Consider the following 18,181-nt stretch of genomic DNA (forward strand, 5'->3'; position numbering starts at 1 on the left):
TCATGCGTGAACCAGGGCTGGAACCCGCTTAAATGAGGGCGTGCCCGATCGAGTCTCAACGTTTGCTTTGAAGATCACATTCACCTCTGGATAAAACATTACGGCGGCTCCGGGACGCACGGCACCATAGATGACTTCGACCTGCTCTAGCTTGCCAGCATCCCCTTGTACGGTCACACGCTGATGTTCGCTCAAGTCCGCGATTTCTGCGTCCGACCGATTCATCAAAATACAGTTTCGGTGAGGCATCCCTCGATATTTGTCGTCAATTTTATAAACGACGGTGTTGTGTTGAGAATAGCTGCGACCTGTCATAATCGCGACCACAATTCCCTTCGGATTTGATTTGTTAAATGATTGTGCGTCGGGTAACGTCAACGTTGGTAGTGGCGTTGTAACCAGTGAGGCTTTCCCCGATGGGGTTGAGAATTTAGGCTCAGTGAGAATGCGTCCTGCGATCGTGAATTCTTCTTTAGTCTCGTCGATCGTTCCAAGTTTCTCGTATCCGGGAACCGTCTCGGATATTAGCTTTCGGACAAACTTTGGATCGCGCAGTTTACGCCAGTCTACTGGATATTCGCCGTGGATTCGGTGAGCTAGCTCGGTCAAAAACTCGACTTCAGCAATCAAGTCTGCGTCTTTGAGATGCGTCTCGCCCTCGTCACTCAATCGCACAAAGTTATTGCCCGATTCGGTCGTCGTTTTGTAGGGATTCTCAAATCGATTTCGCACCGGAAGCACGATCGTCGTCTGTTTGGCGAGTCCGTGAAAATGTCCAATGTTTGGCTTGGTTGCTAGATAGATAATGGTGTCGATTTTGCTCAGCGATCGCTTTGCCTGAGTCGAGTCAGGATTTGCACCATACAAGTTGCCACCCAAGCAGATTAATGTGTCTACTTTGTCTTGGTCAGCCGCTTCGATTAGATCACGAGTGTCGTATCCCTTCACTTCACTCAGGGGATGTCCTAATAATCTCTCTAATGCGTCTTGCAGACCTTTTTTAAGGGTTTGAGTCGTCACGCCCATCGAGCCAAAGCCCTGGACGTTTGAATGCCCTCTCACAGGCATCACTCCTGCGCCTTCTCTGCCGATGTTGCCAGTAATCAGCGCAGTGTTGCAAAGACTAAAGACGTTATCGACTCCATTTTCGTGCTGAGTGATTCCCATTGCCCACCCAAACACGACTCCTTTCGCGTTGCCGATAATGGTCGCGGCTGCTTCGATTTCGGGTTGAGAAACTCCACAGGTTGAAGTGATGGTGTCCCAACTCGTCGATCGAGCTTCTTCAACCACGGCTTCCCAGCCTTCGGTGTGAGCTGTGAGAAATTCTGTCTTGATCAATCCCCGATCGATTAACGATTTTTGGATGCCCACAAACAACGCTACATCGCTACCTGGAATCGGCTGCAAATACAGTGAAGAAATATCCGATCCAGGAATTAAAGATTTGACTGGAAACGCTGGCGAGCCAAACTTAACCAATCCAATCTCCATCATGGGATTGATTACAATCACTTTGCCGCCGCGATCGCGCAGTTTAATCAATTCATTCATCAATCGCGGATGGTTGTAAGCAGAATTTGCACCCGCTAAAACCACACAATCGGACTGCTTAAGACTCTCTAAACTCACCACCGATGTGTTTGTCCCAAACATCTGTTTGAGGGCAAACGTTGAAGGGGCGTGACACAAATCAGAGCAGTCAGCCAGATTATTAGAACCCAGCGATCGCATCATCAATTGCAGTAAAAAAGCCGCCTCATTCGACGATCGACCTGAACTATAGGACGCAACCCGATCAGGTGATTTGCGAAACGCCTTTTCCGCAATCTCATAGACTTCTTGCCAGGAGATGCGCTCATAGTGCGACGTGCCCGCTCTCAAGATCATCGGAAAACTCAGCCGTCCCAGGCGATCGGCTTCGAGTGAAGTGAGTTGCTGAAGCGCCTGAACGCTGCGCTGTTGAAACACTTCTGCCGGAACTGCTGGCTTGATTTCTGCTGAGATTGCCTCAACGCTTTTCATACAGCGCTGAAGCTTTTCGCCAGTCTCGTTGGTAAAGCCTCCTTTCTGCCCCCCAGTGCCCCAAGAGCAAGACAGACAGGCACTTTTGTGAAGCAGAGTTTCCCAAAGTTTTGCACCTTCAGGTGAGAGCGTGTGTTCTGCCCAATATTCGATCACAGGCAAACCGCCGCCGATCGCGGGTGTCTCCTCATTTTTGTCATGAAAGGGAGGAACGGGCTGGAGATTCTGACTATCCATGCTTTTGAATGGTGATATTCTTTACCAAACCTACTCGAAATAGAGAGATTTTGGAATGGGTCGACCGAGAGATTCAGCACACAACCTTGAGAAACTTGTGAAGAAATCAAAATCGCGACCCTCAGACCGATGTAGGATGATGAATCACTCCAAAAACTCTCTACGATCGCCCAATCCTTCATGAAGAAAACGTTCGTTCTCGATACCAATGTCCTGCTGCACGACCCATCTGCGATGCTGCGGTTTGAGGACAACGATGTAGTGCTGCCTATTACGATTATCGAAGAACTCGATCGCTTCAAAAAACAACCCGAAATCACAGGACGAAATGCTCGTCAGGTTTCTCGAATGTTGGATGATCTGAGAAGCAAGGGGCGTTTGACCGAAGGCATTTCAATCAACGAAGGCGGCTCTTTGCAGGTCGCGCTGTGCCATCGAGAAACCCTGCTAGAACTTCCGCCAGAATTAGAAGGGGACAAAGCCGATAACGCCATTCTTGCCGTCTCTCTAGAGCTAAAGCGGCAGTGTAACTCCCCTGTTGTGTTGGTCAGCAAAGATATTAATTTGCGGATCAAAGCCGACGCGCTGGGGCTAACGGCTGAAGATTATAAAACCGATAAAGTCGATGTCGATGATCTTTATGTCGGCATGGACATCATCGTGGTCAGCCCAGACGACATCGATCGCTTGTTTAGATTTGGCGGAGTCACCGTCGAGGGCGATTTCTTTCCAAACCAAGGGCTGACGCTGATTGATGAATCAAACCCCAATCACACCGCATTAGGCATCGTCGAAGGAACCAGTGGCAAAGTAGTTCCGATTACCAAACTGTCTCGCAGTGGGGTGTCTCGCATCAGCCCTCGCAACCGTGAGCAGAGTTTTGCACTCGATTTGCTGCTGCGAGATTCGGTTTCGCTGGTAACGTTGGTGGGCAAAGCCGGAACGGGAAAAACGCTGTTAGCGATCGCCGCAGGTCTGCAAAAAGTTGCGGATGAGCGGCTTTACAGTCGATTGTTAATCTCCCGCCCCGTTGTGCCAATGGGTAAAGATTTGGGCTTTTTGCCCGGTGATGTCAACGAAAAATTGACTCCCTGGATGCAGCCGCTTTATGACAATTTCGATCTGATTTTGGGCACTCAAGATTCGACAGGCAGACCCGATCACTGGCGGCATGGTCACGAGGAACTGATCGAGCGTGGCTTGCTCCAAATTGAGCCACTCACCTACATTCGCGGACGCACCATTCCCAAGCAGTTCTTAATCGTCGATGAAGCCCAAAACCTTACGCCTCACGAGGTTAAAACGATTCTCACCCGCGCAGGTGAAGGCACCAAAGTTGTGTTGACAGGCGACCCTGATCAGATTGACAACCCCTACGTCGATGCGGCTAGCAACGGACTCACCTATGTTGTAGAGCGCTTCAAGAATGAGCCGTTAGCAGGTCACATTTCGTTACTTAAAGGAGAGCGATCGGGGTTAGCCGATCGCGCCGCTGCTCTCCTCTAAAAATCTTACAATCCCGTCACGAAGTTCTTAAACAGTGAGATGTTGGTTAACAGGAAGTAAGCCAACGCTGCGCCGCCTACGCCCCCGATCAAAAATCCCCCTGCATACTCGTTCCAGCCATGCTCTGATTTAAACGCGTCTGGAGGATTAGGAGTCGTGATCGTCGTCGTTGGCTGAGGCGGGTTGGTGCCCGCGTAGAGAGAAATAGCAAGGGTCGAGATAATCAATAGCCCGATCGTCGCCAACAGCCCCGCCAAGTTGGCAATATCGGTGTCTCTCAGCGGACCCAGTTTAGCGAAGGGTCCTAAGATCCAATAGCCGTGAGCGATGCCCACTTCTAACCCACGACGGAGAGGAGACAACCCCGATCGATAGGCAGGAAGACTATTAATATAGGCTTTGACCAAGGGCGAAGAATTAATCGGAGTCGCTAAATTGCCGTTTTGAATATCATAGGCTGCGAAGACAACCTCCTTATTTCGGGGGTCTCTAGGATCGTTATTTGCCTCTGGGTGTCTAAGGACTTGCATAAAAAAGTTTCCTCATATTGATAGTGATTGGTCAATTTTACGAGGATGAAATCCGCACTTCATCGCCCCAAAGATATAGGCTTGATAGCTACTCTGTTCTAGAAATCTTATCCGTAAAGTAGATTACATCTTAATCGTGAGATCTATGAGACGCTATTGAGATCAAAATCTAGTTTCTTTATGAACATTTAAGATTCCTTGCAGATTAGGAACGATCGCTATGATTTCCTTTACGCTATGGAAAGATTTTTATAAGTCCATAACCGTTCTATATGCACTTAGGGTTTTCAACGGATATGAATCTACCACCTATTTATCTGCGTTCCTTGTTTTTGACCAGCCTAGTTAGCTTTCTCACCCCTCTCTTATTGGTGGGTAGCGCGATCGCGGGGCTGATAGTAATGGGTCTCATTCCAGGGCTTGATGGGTTTAGCCAATGGTCGTCGGGGTCAATTTTGTCGTTTTTGCAAACGTTTGGGAGCGGCAAAGCGCTAGAAGGGTCGCTTGTCATTGGCGGTGCCTGTGGGATGGTCGGCGCTTTGTTTGACACGTATATCTTTTATCGCTACAGCAGCTTTCGTCGAGATTAGTCCACTTGTTATAAACCTGCCAAAACTCACTATCCTGAGAAGAGTGCTAAGTATGCGCTTTTATGGGTCAGTTAGAGCAGTGGATTATGCAAGAAATGTATCGATTTTTAGCTGTTTTGTGGGTGATCGTCCTAAGTTGGAGCGTAGTTCCTCAAGCCGCACTCGCTCGAACTCAAACCCCAGAGACAGCGCCCGTTCAGTCGATCCAGCCTTATTTAGATCGGGTGATCGATCGAGTCACCGAATTCAAACTCGATAACGGCTTAAAGTTTATTGTTTTAGAGCGGCACGAGGCTCCGGTGGTGTCGTTTCTCACTTATGCCAACGTGGGCGGAGCAAACGAACCTGATAAAAAAACAGGAGTTGCCCATTTTTTAGAGCATCTCGCCTTTAAAGGCACGACGCGCATCGGGACAGACAATTATCAAGCTGAAAAGCCATTGCTCGATCGCTTGGATCAACTGGCAGAAAAGATTCAGACAACGAGCGATCAGGCGACTCGCACCCGCTTACAGCAAGAGTTCGATCAAACCGAAGCTGCTGCCGGAAAGTTTGTGAAGCAGAACGAATTTGGTCGCATCGTCGAACAGTCGGGAGGCGTAGGACTGAATGCCAACACCTCTAGCGAAGCGACTCGATATTTCTACAGCTTTCCGTCCAATAAACTAGAACTCTGGATGTCGCTGGAATCAGAGCGATTTTTAGATCCGGTGTTTCGAGAGTTTTATAAAGAGAAGGCAGTCATCTTAGAAGAGCGACGACTGCGAACTGAAAACTCTCCGATCGGGCAAATGATCGAGGTTTTCTTAAATGCTGCGTTTCAAGTGCATCCTTATCGTCGCCCGGTGATTGGGTTCGACCAAGACATTCGCAACCTGACTCGACCCGACGTGCAGCAATTTTTTGACACCCACTACACGCCCAATAATTTGACGATCGCAGTCGTTGGCGATGTCAACCCCGTTGAAGTGAAGCGTCTAGCTCAAACTTATTTTGGGCGCTATAAAGCCAAACCCAAACCGCCCGAAGTCACTGCGATCGAGCCACCTCAAACCCAAACCAGAGAAGTTACTCTCAAGCTCAATTCCCAGCCCTGGTATCTCGAAGGCTATCACCGTCCTAGTTTGAGCCATCCCGATAGCGTGGTTTATGAAGCGATCGCCAGTCTTCTCAGCGATGGGCGAACGTCTCGCCTCTATAAAACCTTGGTTGAAGAGAAGCGAGTCGCCTTGACCGCCCAAGGCTTTAACGGATTTCCGGGAGATAAATATCCGACGTTAATCATGTTTTATGCGCTGACGGCTCCCGGAAAATCGGTGGATGATGTCTCGACGGAATTACGATCGCAGATCGAACGCCTCAAAACCGAGCCAGTTTCTGCCCAAGAATTAGATCGCGTTAAAACCCAAGCTCGCGCCGGACTGCTGCGATCGCTCGACTCAAATTCTGGCATGGCAGAATCGCTTTTAGAATACGAAATCAAAACCGGAAGCTGGCGCAATTTGTTTAAGCAAGTCGATGCCATTGCTGCCATTACGCCTGCCGATATTCAGCGAGTTTCTCAAGCCACCTTTACGAGTCAAAATCGCACGATCGGACGCATACTTCCTCAAGGAAATTAAGCCCTATCTATATCAAAGGCACTTTTTATGAAAACGACCGATCGCAAACAACGAATCGCCAGAATTATTACTCTCGTATTCACATTTATTGTGGTGCCGCTCGTCATATTATTGTTGACGCTCGTGCTTCCGGCTTCAGCAGACACCGCTAAATACTACACCGACTTAAAATTAGCGCCCGCCCCCGCAATCAAAGTTCCTGACTACAGCCGTTTTGAGCTTAAAAATGGCATGGTCGTCTACTTGATGGAGGATCATGAGTTGCCTTTGGTCAGCGGCACTGCATTGATTCGGACGGGCGATCGCTTTGAGCCGGGTAGCAAAGTCGGGTTGGCAGGCTTAACCGGAGCGGTGATGCGATCGGGTGGCACTCAAAGCCATTCCCCAGATGAATTAAACCAAATCCTAGAGCAACGAGCCGCCTCGATCGAGTCGGGCATCGGCAGCACGTCGGGGAGTGCCAGCTTCGACACGCTCAGCGAAGACTTATCTGAAGTGTTCAATTTATTTGCAGAAGTCATTCAGCAACCCGCGTTTGCGCCTGAGAAGTTTAATCTGGCAAAACTGCAAACTCAAGGGGGCATTGCTCGACGAAATGATGACCCCAACGGCATCACAGGGCGAGAGTTTGAAAAGCTGCTTTATGGTGACAAAAGCCCTTACGCGCGAGTGGTGGAATATGCCACGATCGAGACCATTTCGCGCGACGATTTAATCGGGTTTTATCAGCAATATTTTCGTCCAAGTAATCTGCTATTAGGAATCGTGGGAGATTTTGACAGCAAGACGATGCGATCGCAAATCGAGTCTAAATTTGGCATCTGGAATCCGACCCTGCAAACACCAAAATCTGACTTGCCCAACGTTGCCCAAGCGAACCAAAGCGGGATTTTCTTCGTCGATCAGCCGCTGTTGACGCAGAGTTATATTCAAATGGGTCATCTCGGCGGACAGTTAAATAGCCCTGATTATCCCGCGTTGTCGGTGATGAACGCGGTGTTAAGCGGGTTTGGCGGACGGCTGTTTAACGAGGTGCGATCGCGTCAGGGTCTCGCCTACTCTGTGTATGCAAGCTGGAGTCCGCAGTATGATTTTCCGGGGGTGTTTGTTGCCGGAGGGCAGACTCGATCGGATGCCACCGTTCCCTTTATCAAATCAGTGTTGGGTGAGTTAGAAAAAGTTAGGACTCAGCCTATCGCGACGCGCGAACTCGCCTTTGCAAAAGATTCGGTGCTAAATTCGTTTATCTTCAACTTTCAAGATCCTAGTCAGACGCTTTCACGACTCTTGAGATACGAATATTTTGGCTATCCCAAAGACTTTATTTTTCAATATCGCAAAGCCATCGAAGCGACCTCGATCGCTGACATTCAACGAGTTGCCAAAACCTATCTTCAACCCAATAAAATTGTGACCCTTGTTGTCGGCAATCAAAAAGAAATTCAGCCGACTCTTGCAAGTTTGGGACAAAAAGTTACGGCGATCGACATCACAATCCCGCAACCCAAACAACTTTAAAAGAGACATCAGACACTGCTCATCGCCGCAGATTTCTGGACTGCATAGTGTTCGTCAACCGCCTTGATCGTTGAGGTAAACCCTCGATCGGTCTGATGAGGCACTACTAAGGTTGGGCAAGAAGCATTGTGGATTACATAATGACCCGCATCGTTGAGCAGGTCTTCTGCTTCAGCAGGCAGTTCAGGCTGTCCTAAAATGATCAAATCGGCTCCCCATGAATTCGCAATCTCGCAGATTTTTTTTCCTACATGACCGAGCGGTTGAGCGATGTCAGCCATCAAACCCACGTTGTTCACGACCTGAGAGAGCGATCGCAGTTCTTCTAAATCGCTGACCTGATAACTCCATTCTTCTGAGTGAGTTTCAGCATTATGAATCTGATTAGATAAGACGTTTAACAGCAGCAAGCGAGAGTGGTTTATTTTTGCCCAAGCGATCGCTGTCGCGAACACAGGCTGCGGGTTTTTAGCGTTGTCGAGCGCAATCAAAATTCTATCTAGCATGGCTCTCATCAATGAATAAGTGAGTTGCGGTTTAATGGAGTCCCACCTGATCGGGCTTCGACTTCGCTCAGCCCTCGACTCTTAGCTAATAGGTTGAGTATCTAGTGAGTTGAGCGCAGTCGAAACCCCGGAAAACGCAGCGAGGATTTCTATTTTCGCGCAAGTCACTAACAGAGTTCGGCGTTGCTGAATGCAGCTATGAAATGCCCTCCTCACGAATTGGGGCAAGCCCTCGCCAACCCTTCTCCCTAGGGAGAAGGGACCCAGAATTCCTGTCCCCTCTCCTTTTGGGAGAGGGCTAGGGTGAGGGTAAAATCTGTGCTTCATAGATCGATTCAGCAACGCCCAGAGTTCATTGGACATCCTCTAACGGACGATCGCAGCTTTAGACTGCGGTTGATGGTCTGATTGAGACGCTTTCATCAATCCTTGAACAGTTAACACTGAGCAAGGCGCATGGTGCAATACATAGTTGCTGACACTGCCGACAAAAAATTCACTTAGCCCAGAGCGACCTTGACGACCAACGATGATCAAATCTGCGCCCCAAGTGTGAGCAATCTCGCAAATCGTGCGACCCGGATCACCAAAATTTTGGCTAAATTCTGCCGCAACTCCGGCTGCGATCGCGGTTTGACTGAGCGATCGTAGCGACTCCAAGGCTTCTCGCTCAAACTCTTGCCACTGATTTGCATAGATTTGCACCGTCTCACGATGTAGCCCTGGATAGATTCCATCGATCGCAGGATAAACTGAGCCTGGATATTCTCCATCAAACGGAGACAGCACATGCAGCAACATCACAGAGGCTTGAGTAGCTTTTGCCAAGGCAATGGCTTCGGCAAAAACTTGCTGACTGCTATCAGAGCGATCGAGCGCAATTAAGATCTTTTGAAACATAGAGTTTCTAGCCTCCATTAGCGAAGATTTTTTATCCCTAGCTCTAGCTATAGAGAAACAATTTGAGGAACTTGTGAGGATAAGAGACAAAGAGCGTTAGCCAGGGAAGTCTACCTGAGCAAGGCAGAGATGATCTATCTTACGCATGAGGCAGATGCTGAGAGAAACTGAAATGATCGACTCATAACAAGTAGATTAATCCCGGCATCGACTTATGAATTTTTCACCCTCTATTACCTCCACCGATCGCATTCTTGTGGTTGATGATGTTGCTGATAACTCTTTTTTGCTACAAATGCTTTTAGAAGATGAAGGCTACCAGGTTGAAGTGGCTGATAGCGGCGCGGCTGCACTCGCCATAATTGAATCAGCCCCACCTAAATTAGTCTTACTAGATGTGATGATGCCCGGAATGAATGGCTACGAAGTCGCACAGCAGATTCGAGAGAATATTGAACTGCCATTTATCCCGATCGTCATGGTCACAGGTCACGATCAGCCTACGGTTTCTAAGAGTGTTCAGGTTGAGGGATTCTTGAGAAAGCCGATCGAGTTCGATGAGCTTTTGTCTCAAGTTCACGCCATTTTAGAACGTGCTCGAAAAAAGACCGTCGAGCGGGTATAGGGATTGACAGCCCTGACCGTTAGGTTGTGCGATTTAGACAACGGTTTGTCTGAGACAGATCGCTTGACGGTTGCTAACAGATAGCGGCTACAGGCTCATAGAGAGCGGTTTCGATTTTGCTCAATGCGTCCTCAAAGTCATCGTTCACGATTTGAACGTCAAACTCTTTGGCAGCACTTAGCTCTTCTCGTGCATGGGTTAGGCGACGAGTGATCGCGTCTTCTGAATCTTGTGCTCGTCCTCGAATGCGATTTTCTAGCTCACTCAATGACGGGGGCAAAATAAACATTCGTAGAGCACTAGGGAACGTTTTGCGAATTTGCCGTGCGCCATCTAGCTCAATTTCTAGAATGACCCACTTGTCATCTTGAATTTTCTCTTCAACCGCTTTCCGAGGAGTGCCATAACAGTTTCCGGCAAACTCTGCCCATTCGAGCAATTCGCCTTGAGCCACCATCCGCTCAAACTGAGGACGGGTCACAAAATAATAATTTTGTCCATCCACCTCGCCTTGACGAGGGGCACGCGTGGTTACTGAAACTGACACATAAAGGTCAGGATGTCGGTGAACGAGCGATCGTAGTAACGTTCCTTTTCCGACTCCGCTGGGTCCTGTCAATACAATCAATCTGCCCTTGCCCATGTGCCTGCCTCAAATTGATTAGCGCTAAGTGTTCCCAATGTTGCTGATTAAGTGAGTATAGCGTGCAATCATAAAGGGTGGGGGAAAGACGCAGTCTACGAGAAGGTTTTATTTTTGTCGCCCTCTAACCGTCGTCATGAGAATCTTTGCTGAGAGTAAATCGATTGGCAACGGTTTCTGGCTGAATTGCCGAGAGAATAACGTGTCCAGAGTCAGCAATAATGACGGCGCGGGTGCGTCTGCCATAGGTGGCATCAATGAGTTTCTTCTCCTCTCTTGCGTCGGTGATGATACGCTTAATGGGGGCAGATTCTGGGCTGACGATCGCCACCACTCGCCCAGCGGACACAATATTACCGAATCCAATGTTGACCAGTTTGATGTCCGTCATAAGAAGCTGACTTCCGCAGAAGGCAATGAATAAGGGAGTTGTTTTTCATCGTATCTATAAAAAAAACTCGCAACAAGGTGAAACCTAACTTGAAACAGAGGAAATCCGCTGTTCTAGACTTCTAATCTTTTGAGTATCAGTCCCAACTTTTTCTAAAAATCCCTTGCAACCTGTTGACTTTACAACCCTCACAGCCCTCTGCGGTGAACTTCGCACTACCTGGCTGCCTGCCCGACTGGAGCAGGTCTATCAGCGCGATCGCTTTACGCTCTGTCTGGCACTTCGCACCGTCAATCAACGCAGTTGGCTGACGATCTCTTGGCATCCTCAAGCCGCTCGATTGAGCATTAGCAGTCCGCCACCCCGAACGCCTGACACTTTTACGTTTAGTCAGCAGTTGATTCATCAATTAGGTGGGCTGGCGCTAGTCGCGATCGAGCCTGTCTCACCGTGGGAACGCGCGATCGATTTGCAGTTTTCTCGCCGCCCTGGAGACCCCGCCCTCTGGCATCTCTATGTTGAGATTATGGGCAAATATAGCAATGTGATTTTGGCAAATCGAGACAATCTGATCGTCACAGCAGCGCATCAAGTCAGCGCCAATCAGTCGAGCGTCCGTCCGATTCAAACCGGACAGCCCTACGAGTTGCCGCCCGCCCTCACCGATCCTGCGCCGACGTTGAGCGAGACACCAGAAAGTTGGCGATCGCGCGTCAGCCTGATTCCCGGTGCGATTCGTCGAAATCTGATCAAAAGCTATCGAGGACTCAGTTCTGCGTTGCTGCTATCGATGTTAGATACCGCAGATATAGAACCCGATCATCTTACCGAAACGTTGACCGACGCGGAGTGGCAGCGTCTCTTCACTTGCTGGCAAACCTGGCTCAAGACGTTAGAAAATGGTGACTTTCAACCTGGCTGGACGGCAGATGGCTACACCGTGATGGGCTGGAGCCTGACTCAGCGAACCGACACGGTTGAGGAAGTCGTCGATCGCTACTACACTGACCATCTCAATCGTCAAGAATTTAGCCAACTGCGTCATCAAATTCGACAGAAGCTAGACAATGTGTTGAGCAAGCTGCGCGTCAAAGCAGAGACGTTTTCGAGTCGATTGGATCAGTCCGATCGAGCCGATCAATCCAAGCAGCAAGCCGATTTGCTGATGGCGAATCTGCACGAGTGGAAACCGGGTATGAAAGCGATCGAGCTACTCGATTTTGAAACTGAGAAGCCTGTGACGATTCCGCTCAATCCCGAAAAAAACGCGGTTCAAAACGCGCAAGCTCTCTATAAGCGTCACCAAAAATTAAGGCGAACCCGTGCCGCAACCGAACCTTTATTAAACGCGGTGCAGGACGAAATCGATTATTTAGAACAAGTCGAAGCGGCGATCGAGCAGTTTAACGACTATCAAACCTCAGACGATTTAGAAGCCCTCGAAGAAATCAAAGATGAACTGATTCAGCAGGGCTATATGGAAGGGTCAGACTATCGTAAAGAGGATCGTAAAGAGGTCAGCAAAGACGATTTGGCGAGTCATCCCTACCGATTCAAAACTCCCGGAGGATTTGACCTCCTGGTTGGACGCAACAATCGCCAAAATGATCACTTAACGTTCAGAGAGGCAAATGACTATGATCTCTGGTTTCACACCCAAGAGATTCCGGGGAGCCACGTTTTGCTGCGTCTAGAGCCTGGAGCCGTCGCCGACGACGCTGATTTGCAATTTGTAGCTGACATGGCGGCTTACTATAGTCGATCGCGCCAGAGCGAACAGGTTCCCGTCGTCTACACAGAGCCTCGCCACGTCTATAAACCCAAAGGAGCCAAACCTGGCATCGCAATTTATAAACAAGAACGCATCATTTGGGGACAGCCCCAGCGCGCCAGTCGCTACCTTGCCCAACCCACCTCCAGCCCCACCCCATAGAGACTCTTCGATGGAACGTCTCCGCACGGTTTTGCAGTGGCGAATCCCGTTTCATTCATCCACCATCAGAGATAGATAGGTCAGGAATCGATGAAGTTTCGTGACAAAAGGTTTGTGTTTATTGTTACAATATCGAACGATCGGGGCTTGATGACCCTGTAGACCCGCTGCATGTTTAGGAACGCGCAGTTTGGTTTTCTCCACCGTAAAACAACAGGTTGATTCATAGCCAGCTTCTGACGAGGCTGGCTCTTTTTTGGTCGTAGGCTTTTCTGGAAATACAGCGCTTAAAGTTTGTGCGATTTGAGCGATTCGCGATCGCCCCTTGATATGATGCAAGCTTCAAGCCCGATCGCCCCTCCTAACTGTGACCCTCAACTACGCCCTTGTTCATGAATGGTTAACGCCCAAGGCTACAGGCGGGTCAGAGCTAGTGGTGCAAGAAATCCTCAAGCACATTGATGCAGATCTCTACGCGCTGATCGATTTTGAGTCGGTAAATCCCAGTAGCTATCTCTATCAGCGATCGATCGGAACCACGTTTCTTCAGCACTTTCCCTTTGCTCGCAGCGGAGTGCAGAAATATTTACCCTTTTTGCCGTTGGCGATCGAGCAGCTTGATCTCCGCGCCTATGATGTGGTTTTGTCCTCATCTCATGCGGTCGCTAAAGGCGTTCTTACCGCTCCTCATCAGCTTCACGTCTGCTATTGTCACGCCCCCATGCGCTATGCCTGGGATTTGACGTTTGACTATCTTGACAGCAGCAAGCTAGGTCATGGTGCGCCTGGAGTTTTGACTCGCTACCTGCTCCATCGGCTGCGTCAGTGGGATGTGCTGTCTGCCAATCGAGTCGATTATTTTATTGCCAATTCTAAAAACACTGCCCGACGAATTTGGCGATATTACCGCCGTCCCGCAGAGGTGATTTACCCGCCCGTTGCCGTCGATCGCTTTCCCTTTCAATCTCAAAAAGAAGATTTTTACGTCACCGTCTCCCGGTTGGTCAGCTACAAAAAAATTTCTTTGATTGTCCAGGCGTTTAATCAACTAGGTTTGCCCCTCGTCGTGATCGGCAGCGGACCTGAACTATCACAAATTCAGCAAATTGCAAAGCCCAATGTGCAGGTCTTGGGATGGCAACCTGATGAGGTTGTCGAACGCTATATGTCCCGGGCAAAAGCTTTTGTTTACGCTGCCTACGAAGATTTTGGCATCGCTCCTGTTGAGGCTCAAGCGTGTGGAACTCCTGTCATCGCCTATGGAGCAGGCGGCACGTTAGAGACGGTGCGAGATCTGCGACACCACGATCGTCAAGGAACCGGAATTTTGTTTCCACGTCAAACCGAGGACGCGATCGTCGAGGCGGTGAATGTTTTTGAGCAGCATCAAAAGAACGTTGAGCCTGAGATTCTGCGCGACCATGCGCTCTTGTTTCACCCTACAATCTTTCAACAGCGCTATTTATCGTTCCTTGAGCACGCTCACCAAGAGTTTCAGATTAGAAATTCTTAATTATTTTTTATGATTTGCAGTTCGATTTAAGAAAAATTGCTCATGTACTCAGGAGCAAAAACGTTGCATAAGCGGTCTATGGCTTTATGATCAGGACTGTGTGTGGTGTGGAAGTGTAAAGGAGTAAGATGACTGCCGAAAGCCAACTCATCTCCGGTAAGTTGATTCGGACATTCGTGAAGCGGGGGATACGATCGTTTATCCTTGACGCGGTAGACAGAAAAGTCTCTAAACGACTGTTCGATATTGTTTTTTCGCTCACGGTTTTGATTTTCTTTTCCCCGGTTTATCTGCTGCTCGCTTTACTGATTGCTGTCAGTTCATCGGGTCCTATCTTTTATGTGCAGGAGCGGGTCGGGAAAAACTACAAGCGCTTTGAATGCATCAAATTTAGAACGATGGTCGTCAATGCTGACGAACTGTTGATGGAAATGATCGAAACCTCTCCTCAACTGCGCCAAGAATTTGAGGACAACTTTAAGCTTAAATATGATCCTCGCATTACGTGGATTGGTCATTTTTTGAGGGTCACTAGCTTAGATGAGTTTCCCCAGTTTTGGAATGTTTTGATGGGCGACATGAGTGTAGTAGGTCCTCGTCCGCTCGTCGTTGAAGAATTGCCTCGATATGGCTCTCACCTCGATCGAGTCTTAACAATCCGTCCAGGGATCACTGGTTTGTGGCAAGTGTCTGGTCGCAATGACATTCCTTATCCACAAAGAGTTCGGATGGATCTTTACTACGCAAACGCCAGAAATTTTTGGATGGATTTGTGGATTGTTGTAAAAACGATCGGAGTAGTTGTCTTTCCCAAAAATAACGGAGCCTACTAACGCTTGATTATTTGAACACAATGAACCCCTCAATGCCCCTGATTGCCAAGCATTCGAGGGGTTTATTTTTGGGCGATCGTGGCGAACTCAACGCGTCGATCAAGGGCAGGTTGTCAATCCCGCAGGGATCAGCCACATTCAAGAAACAATTAGGTATCACGTCCGGATCACTTACTGAGGTGACGTATCTTTTATCAGTGCGTCCCCTGCTTACTCCTAGGGGTCGGTTATGACTATCCAAATAGGATCACCGCTTTACATAGCAAAGGTCTTGCGTTAGGTGAAGTATTGATTGACCTTCTAAGGGTGGGATTACTAGGGGTGCGGTTTGAGCCTCGATCGAGGTTATATTTAAGCGAACGCAGATCGAGGATGACATCTAGTTAGCGTTTTCACGGCAGTTTTATAACGAGGACACTCAAGAATGACGCAGCGTAAGCGAGCACTATTAACGGGCATCACAGGTCAAGACGGCTCTTATTTAAGTGAACTGCTGTTAGAGCAGGGCTATGAGGTTCATGGCATCATTCGCCGCACCTCGACCTTTAACACCGATCGCATCGACCACATTTACGAAGATCCTCACGTTGAGGGCGCACAGTTATTTCTTCACTATGGTGATCTGACCGATGGCACCACCCTACGTCGCATCTTAGAAGACGTTAAACCCGTCGAAATCTACAATTTAGGTGCCCAATCTCACGTTCGCGTTAGCTTTGACTCTCCTGAATACACAGCAGATTCGGTTGGAATGGGAACGTTGCGTCTGCTAGAGGCAATTCGCGACTATCAGCACCGCACAGGCATTGAAGTTCGCTTTTATCAAGCGGGTTCGTCAGAAATGTTTGGCAAAGTGCAAGAAGTTCCCCAAGTCGAAACGACTCCGTTCTATCCTCGCAGTCCTTACGCGTGTGCCAAAGTCTACGCTCACTGGCAAACGGTGAACTACCGTGAATCTTATGACCTGTTTGCCTGCAATGGGATCTTGTTTAATCACGAATCTCCCCGACGGGGTGAGACCTTTGTGACGCGCAAAATCACACGGGCAGTTGCTCGCATCGTCGCCGGAAAACAAAAGAAACTCTTCCTGGGCAACTTGGATTCTAAGCGGGATTGGGGCTACGCCAAAGATTACGTTCGAGCCATGTGGCTAATGCTGCAACAAGACCAGCCTGACGATTATGTGGTTGCCACGGGCGAAACCCACGAGATTAAAGAATTTTTAGACCTGGCATTCGGTCACGTCAATCTTGATTGGCAAGACTATGTTGAGTTTGATGAGCGCTATTTACGCCCTGCGGAGGTCGATCTGCTAATTGGCGACCCGGCTAAAGCCAAACAAAAGCTAGGCTGGGAACCCTCCGTCACATTCCAAGAACTCGTTCGTCTGATGGTCGAGGGAGATTTAGGCGCTTTGGGCATTCATTCTTCGGGCAACAGCATCCCTGCGATTCAAGACCTGGCAACGATTCGCGAGAATCTTGAGAGCAGTGTGTCGTTTTAAGGGTGGACAGCTCTCACTAAACCTCATACAAAAGAAAGTCTAGACCATGACCTCAACCACGTTAGATCTTAGAGATAAGCGGATTTTAGTGACTGGCGGAGCGGGCTTTTTAGGTCGTCAGGTTGTCAGCCAGTTGGCTTTAGTAGGGGCTGACCTACAGAAAATCACGGTGCCGCGATCGCGCGATTGCGATCTAAAAACAATGGAAAATTGCCAACGGGCAGTAGACCAGCAGGATATCGTGATTCACATGGCGGCTCACGTTGGGGGCATCGGTCTAAATCGTGAGAAGCCTGCCGAGTTGTTTTACGACAATTTGATGATGGGCACTCAACTGATTCACGCCGCTTATCAAGCTGGGGTGCAAAAGTTTGTGTGCATTGGCACGATTTGCGCCTATCCCAAATTTACCCCGGTTCCGTTTAAGGAGGATGATATTTGGGACGGCTACCCCGAAGAGACCAACGCGCCTTATGGAATCGCTAAAAAGGCGCTGCTGGTGCAGCTTCAGGCTTATCGTCAGCAATATGACTTTGACGGCATTTACCTGCTGCCCGTCAATCTCTATGGTCCTGAAGATAACTTTGATCCGCGCAGTTCTCATGTGATTCCGGCGCTAATTCGCAAGGTTTATGAGGCACAGCAGCGCGGCGATCGCCAACTTCCAGTTTGGGGAGATGGCAGCCCGACTCGTGAGTTTCTCTACTCAGACGATGCCGCGCGAGGCATCACGATGGCGACTCAATTCTATAGCGCCCCTGACCCGGTGAACTTGGGGACGGGATATGAAATCTCGATTCGAGACTTGATTGCGCTGATCTGCGAGTTGATGGAGTTTAAGGGCGAAATTGTTTGGCAAACCGATCAGCCAAACGGTCAACCTCGACGATGTTTAGACACCGATCGAGCCAAAGCCGCCTTTGGGTTCACCGCACAAATTGGCTTTGAGGAAGGATTGAGAAACACGATCGCGTGGTATCGCCAACACGCTGACTAAGTTCAGAGAAAGTTGCTGAATTCAGATCTGAATTCAGCAACTCCCACAATTCTATTGAGACAACCCCGTTTGCCGTTCTATAGTGATAGGAGACGATTCACAGGAGACTGCATGTTTAATCTGGGCTGGACAGAAGTTGTCATTGTTGGTGTCGTCGCACTTTTGATTTTTGGTCCCAAGAAGATCCCTGAACTTGGCGGCGCATTTGGTAAGACGCTGCGGAGCTTTAAAGAAGGCATGACTAAAGCTGAAGAAGAACCCGACAAGCCCGATCACGATTACGAAGGCTAGTTCAAAAAATCCCCGAC

18 protein-coding genes are annotated in these 18,181 nt (G+C 48.9%); 11 read left to right on the top strand and 7 right to left on the bottom strand.

Annotated features, from left to right (window positions below; translation table 11 throughout):
• Positions 1-2,262, bottom strand: coding sequence for an FdhF/YdeP family oxidoreductase (locus A8707_RS07045; protein WP_068816100.1), 2,262 nt, complete (start codon positions 2,260-2,262; stop codon positions 1-3).
• Between the two features lie 180 nt (positions 2,263-2,442).
• Between A8707_RS07045 and A8707_RS07050 the strand changes: the two genes are divergently transcribed.
• Positions 2,443-3,768 (top strand): PhoH family protein, encoded by a 1,326-nt coding sequence (locus tag A8707_RS07050; protein WP_068816101.1) that lies wholly within the window; start codon positions 2,443-2,445, stop codon positions 3,766-3,768.
• 5 nt (positions 3,769-3,773) lie between these two features.
• Here A8707_RS07050 and A8707_RS07055 read toward each other — a convergent pair whose 3' ends face one another.
• Positions 3,774-4,298, bottom strand: a complete 525-nt coding sequence (locus tag A8707_RS07055; RefSeq protein ID WP_068816102.1) for a photosystem I reaction center subunit XI — start codon at positions 4,296-4,298, stop codon at positions 3,774-3,776.
• A gap of 296 nt (positions 4,299-4,594) precedes the next feature.
• On the opposite strand from A8707_RS07055, the gene A8707_RS07060 reads away from it, so the two are divergent.
• The 3 genes from A8707_RS07060 to A8707_RS07070 all read left to right on the top strand — a co-directional run bounded on the left by A8707_RS07060 (position 4,595) and on the right by A8707_RS07070 (position 8,028).
• Entirely contained in the window at positions 4,595-4,888 is a 294-nt protein-coding gene (locus A8707_RS07060; RefSeq protein ID WP_068816177.1) for a hypothetical protein, read from the top strand.
• 62 nt (positions 4,889-4,950) lie between these two features.
• Complete coding sequence (locus A8707_RS07065; RefSeq protein ID WP_068816103.1) at positions 4,951-6,510, top strand: M16 family metallopeptidase; 1,560 nt, start codon at positions 4,951-4,953, stop codon at positions 6,508-6,510.
• 27 nt (positions 6,511-6,537) lie between these two features.
• Positions 6,538-8,028: a M16 family metallopeptidase gene (locus A8707_RS07070; protein WP_068816104.1), complete on the top strand. Its 1,491-nt coding sequence runs from the start codon at positions 6,538-6,540 to the stop codon at positions 8,026-8,028.
• An 8-nt stretch (positions 8,029-8,036) separates the two neighbouring features.
• Here A8707_RS07070 and A8707_RS07075 read toward each other — a convergent pair whose 3' ends face one another.
• On the bottom strand, positions 8,037-8,534 hold the full coding sequence (locus A8707_RS07075) for a universal stress protein (RefSeq protein ID WP_068816105.1): 498 nt from the start codon (positions 8,532-8,534) through the stop codon (positions 8,037-8,039).
• A 366-nt stretch (positions 8,535-8,900) separates the two neighbouring features.
• Positions 8,901-9,434: a universal stress protein gene (locus A8707_RS07080; protein WP_068816106.1), complete on the bottom strand. Its 534-nt coding sequence runs from the start codon at positions 9,432-9,434 to the stop codon at positions 8,901-8,903.
• Positions 9,435-9,648: 214 nt separating this feature from the next.
• Between A8707_RS07080 and A8707_RS07085 the strand changes: the two genes are divergently transcribed.
• Positions 9,649-10,059 carry a response regulator gene (locus A8707_RS07085; RefSeq protein ID WP_068816107.1) on the top strand — a complete coding sequence of 137 codons (411 nt, stop codon included), beginning with the start codon at positions 9,649-9,651 and terminating at the stop codon, positions 10,057-10,059.
• A 73-nt stretch (positions 10,060-10,132) separates the two neighbouring features.
• Here the strand turns inward: A8707_RS07085 and gmk are convergent, their stop codons facing one another.
• Together gmk and remA are read right to left on the bottom strand one after the other, a co-directional pair.
• The gene (gene gmk, locus A8707_RS07090; RefSeq protein ID WP_068816108.1) at positions 10,133-10,702 is read right to left on the bottom strand and encodes a guanylate kinase; all 570 of its coding nucleotides are present in this window, start codon (positions 10,700-10,702) and stop codon (positions 10,133-10,135) included.
• 124 nt (positions 10,703-10,826) lie between these two features.
• Positions 10,827-11,093, bottom strand: a complete 267-nt coding sequence (remA, locus tag A8707_RS07095; RefSeq protein WP_068816109.1) for an extracellular matrix/biofilm regulator RemA — start codon at positions 11,091-11,093, stop codon at positions 10,827-10,829.
• A gap of 163 nt (positions 11,094-11,256) precedes the next feature.
• On the opposite strand from remA, the gene A8707_RS07100 reads away from it, so the two are divergent.
• Entirely contained in the window at positions 11,257-13,026 is a 1,770-nt protein-coding gene (locus A8707_RS07100) for an Rqc2 family fibronectin-binding protein (protein ID WP_068816110.1), read from the top strand.
• Between the two features lie 51 nt (positions 13,027-13,077).
• Here the strand turns inward: A8707_RS07100 and A8707_RS07105 are convergent, their stop codons facing one another.
• Complete coding sequence (locus A8707_RS07105; protein ID WP_068816111.1) at positions 13,078-13,365, bottom strand: hypothetical protein; 288 nt, start codon at positions 13,363-13,365, stop codon at positions 13,078-13,080.
• Positions 13,366-13,393: 28 nt separating this feature from the next.
• On the opposite strand from A8707_RS07105, the gene A8707_RS07110 reads away from it, so the two are divergent.
• The 5 genes from A8707_RS07110 (at position 13,394) to A8707_RS07130 (ending at position 18,164) form a co-directional block, all read left to right on the top strand.
• Positions 13,394-14,539 carry a glycosyltransferase gene (locus A8707_RS07110; protein ID WP_068816112.1) on the top strand — a complete coding sequence of 382 codons (1,146 nt, stop codon included), beginning with the start codon at positions 13,394-13,396 and terminating at the stop codon, positions 14,537-14,539.
• Between the two features lie 128 nt (positions 14,540-14,667).
• Positions 14,668-15,372, top strand: coding sequence for an undecaprenyl-phosphate galactose phosphotransferase family protein (locus A8707_RS07115; RefSeq protein WP_068816113.1), 705 nt, complete (start codon positions 14,668-14,670; stop codon positions 15,370-15,372).
• Between the two features lie 424 nt (positions 15,373-15,796).
• Positions 15,797-16,876 carry a GDP-mannose 4,6-dehydratase gene (gene gmd, locus A8707_RS07120; protein WP_068816114.1) on the top strand — a complete coding sequence of 360 codons (1,080 nt, stop codon included), beginning with the start codon at positions 15,797-15,799 and terminating at the stop codon, positions 16,874-16,876.
• A 46-nt stretch (positions 16,877-16,922) separates the two neighbouring features.
• A complete protein-coding gene (locus tag A8707_RS07125; RefSeq protein ID WP_068816115.1) occupies positions 16,923-17,873 on the top strand; it encodes a GDP-L-fucose synthase family protein in 951 nt (316 codons plus the stop codon).
• Between the two features lie 111 nt (positions 17,874-17,984).
• Positions 17,985-18,164: a Sec-independent protein translocase subunit TatA/TatB gene (locus A8707_RS07130; RefSeq protein WP_068816116.1), complete on the top strand. Its 180-nt coding sequence runs from the start codon at positions 17,985-17,987 to the stop codon at positions 18,162-18,164.
• Positions 18,165-18,181: the final 17 nt, after the last annotated feature.

The organism is Phormidesmis priestleyi BC1401, from assembly GCF_001650195.1.
Lineage (GTDB): Bacteria > Cyanobacteriota > Cyanobacteriia > Leptolyngbyales > Leptolyngbyaceae > Phormidesmis_A > Phormidesmis_A priestleyi_B.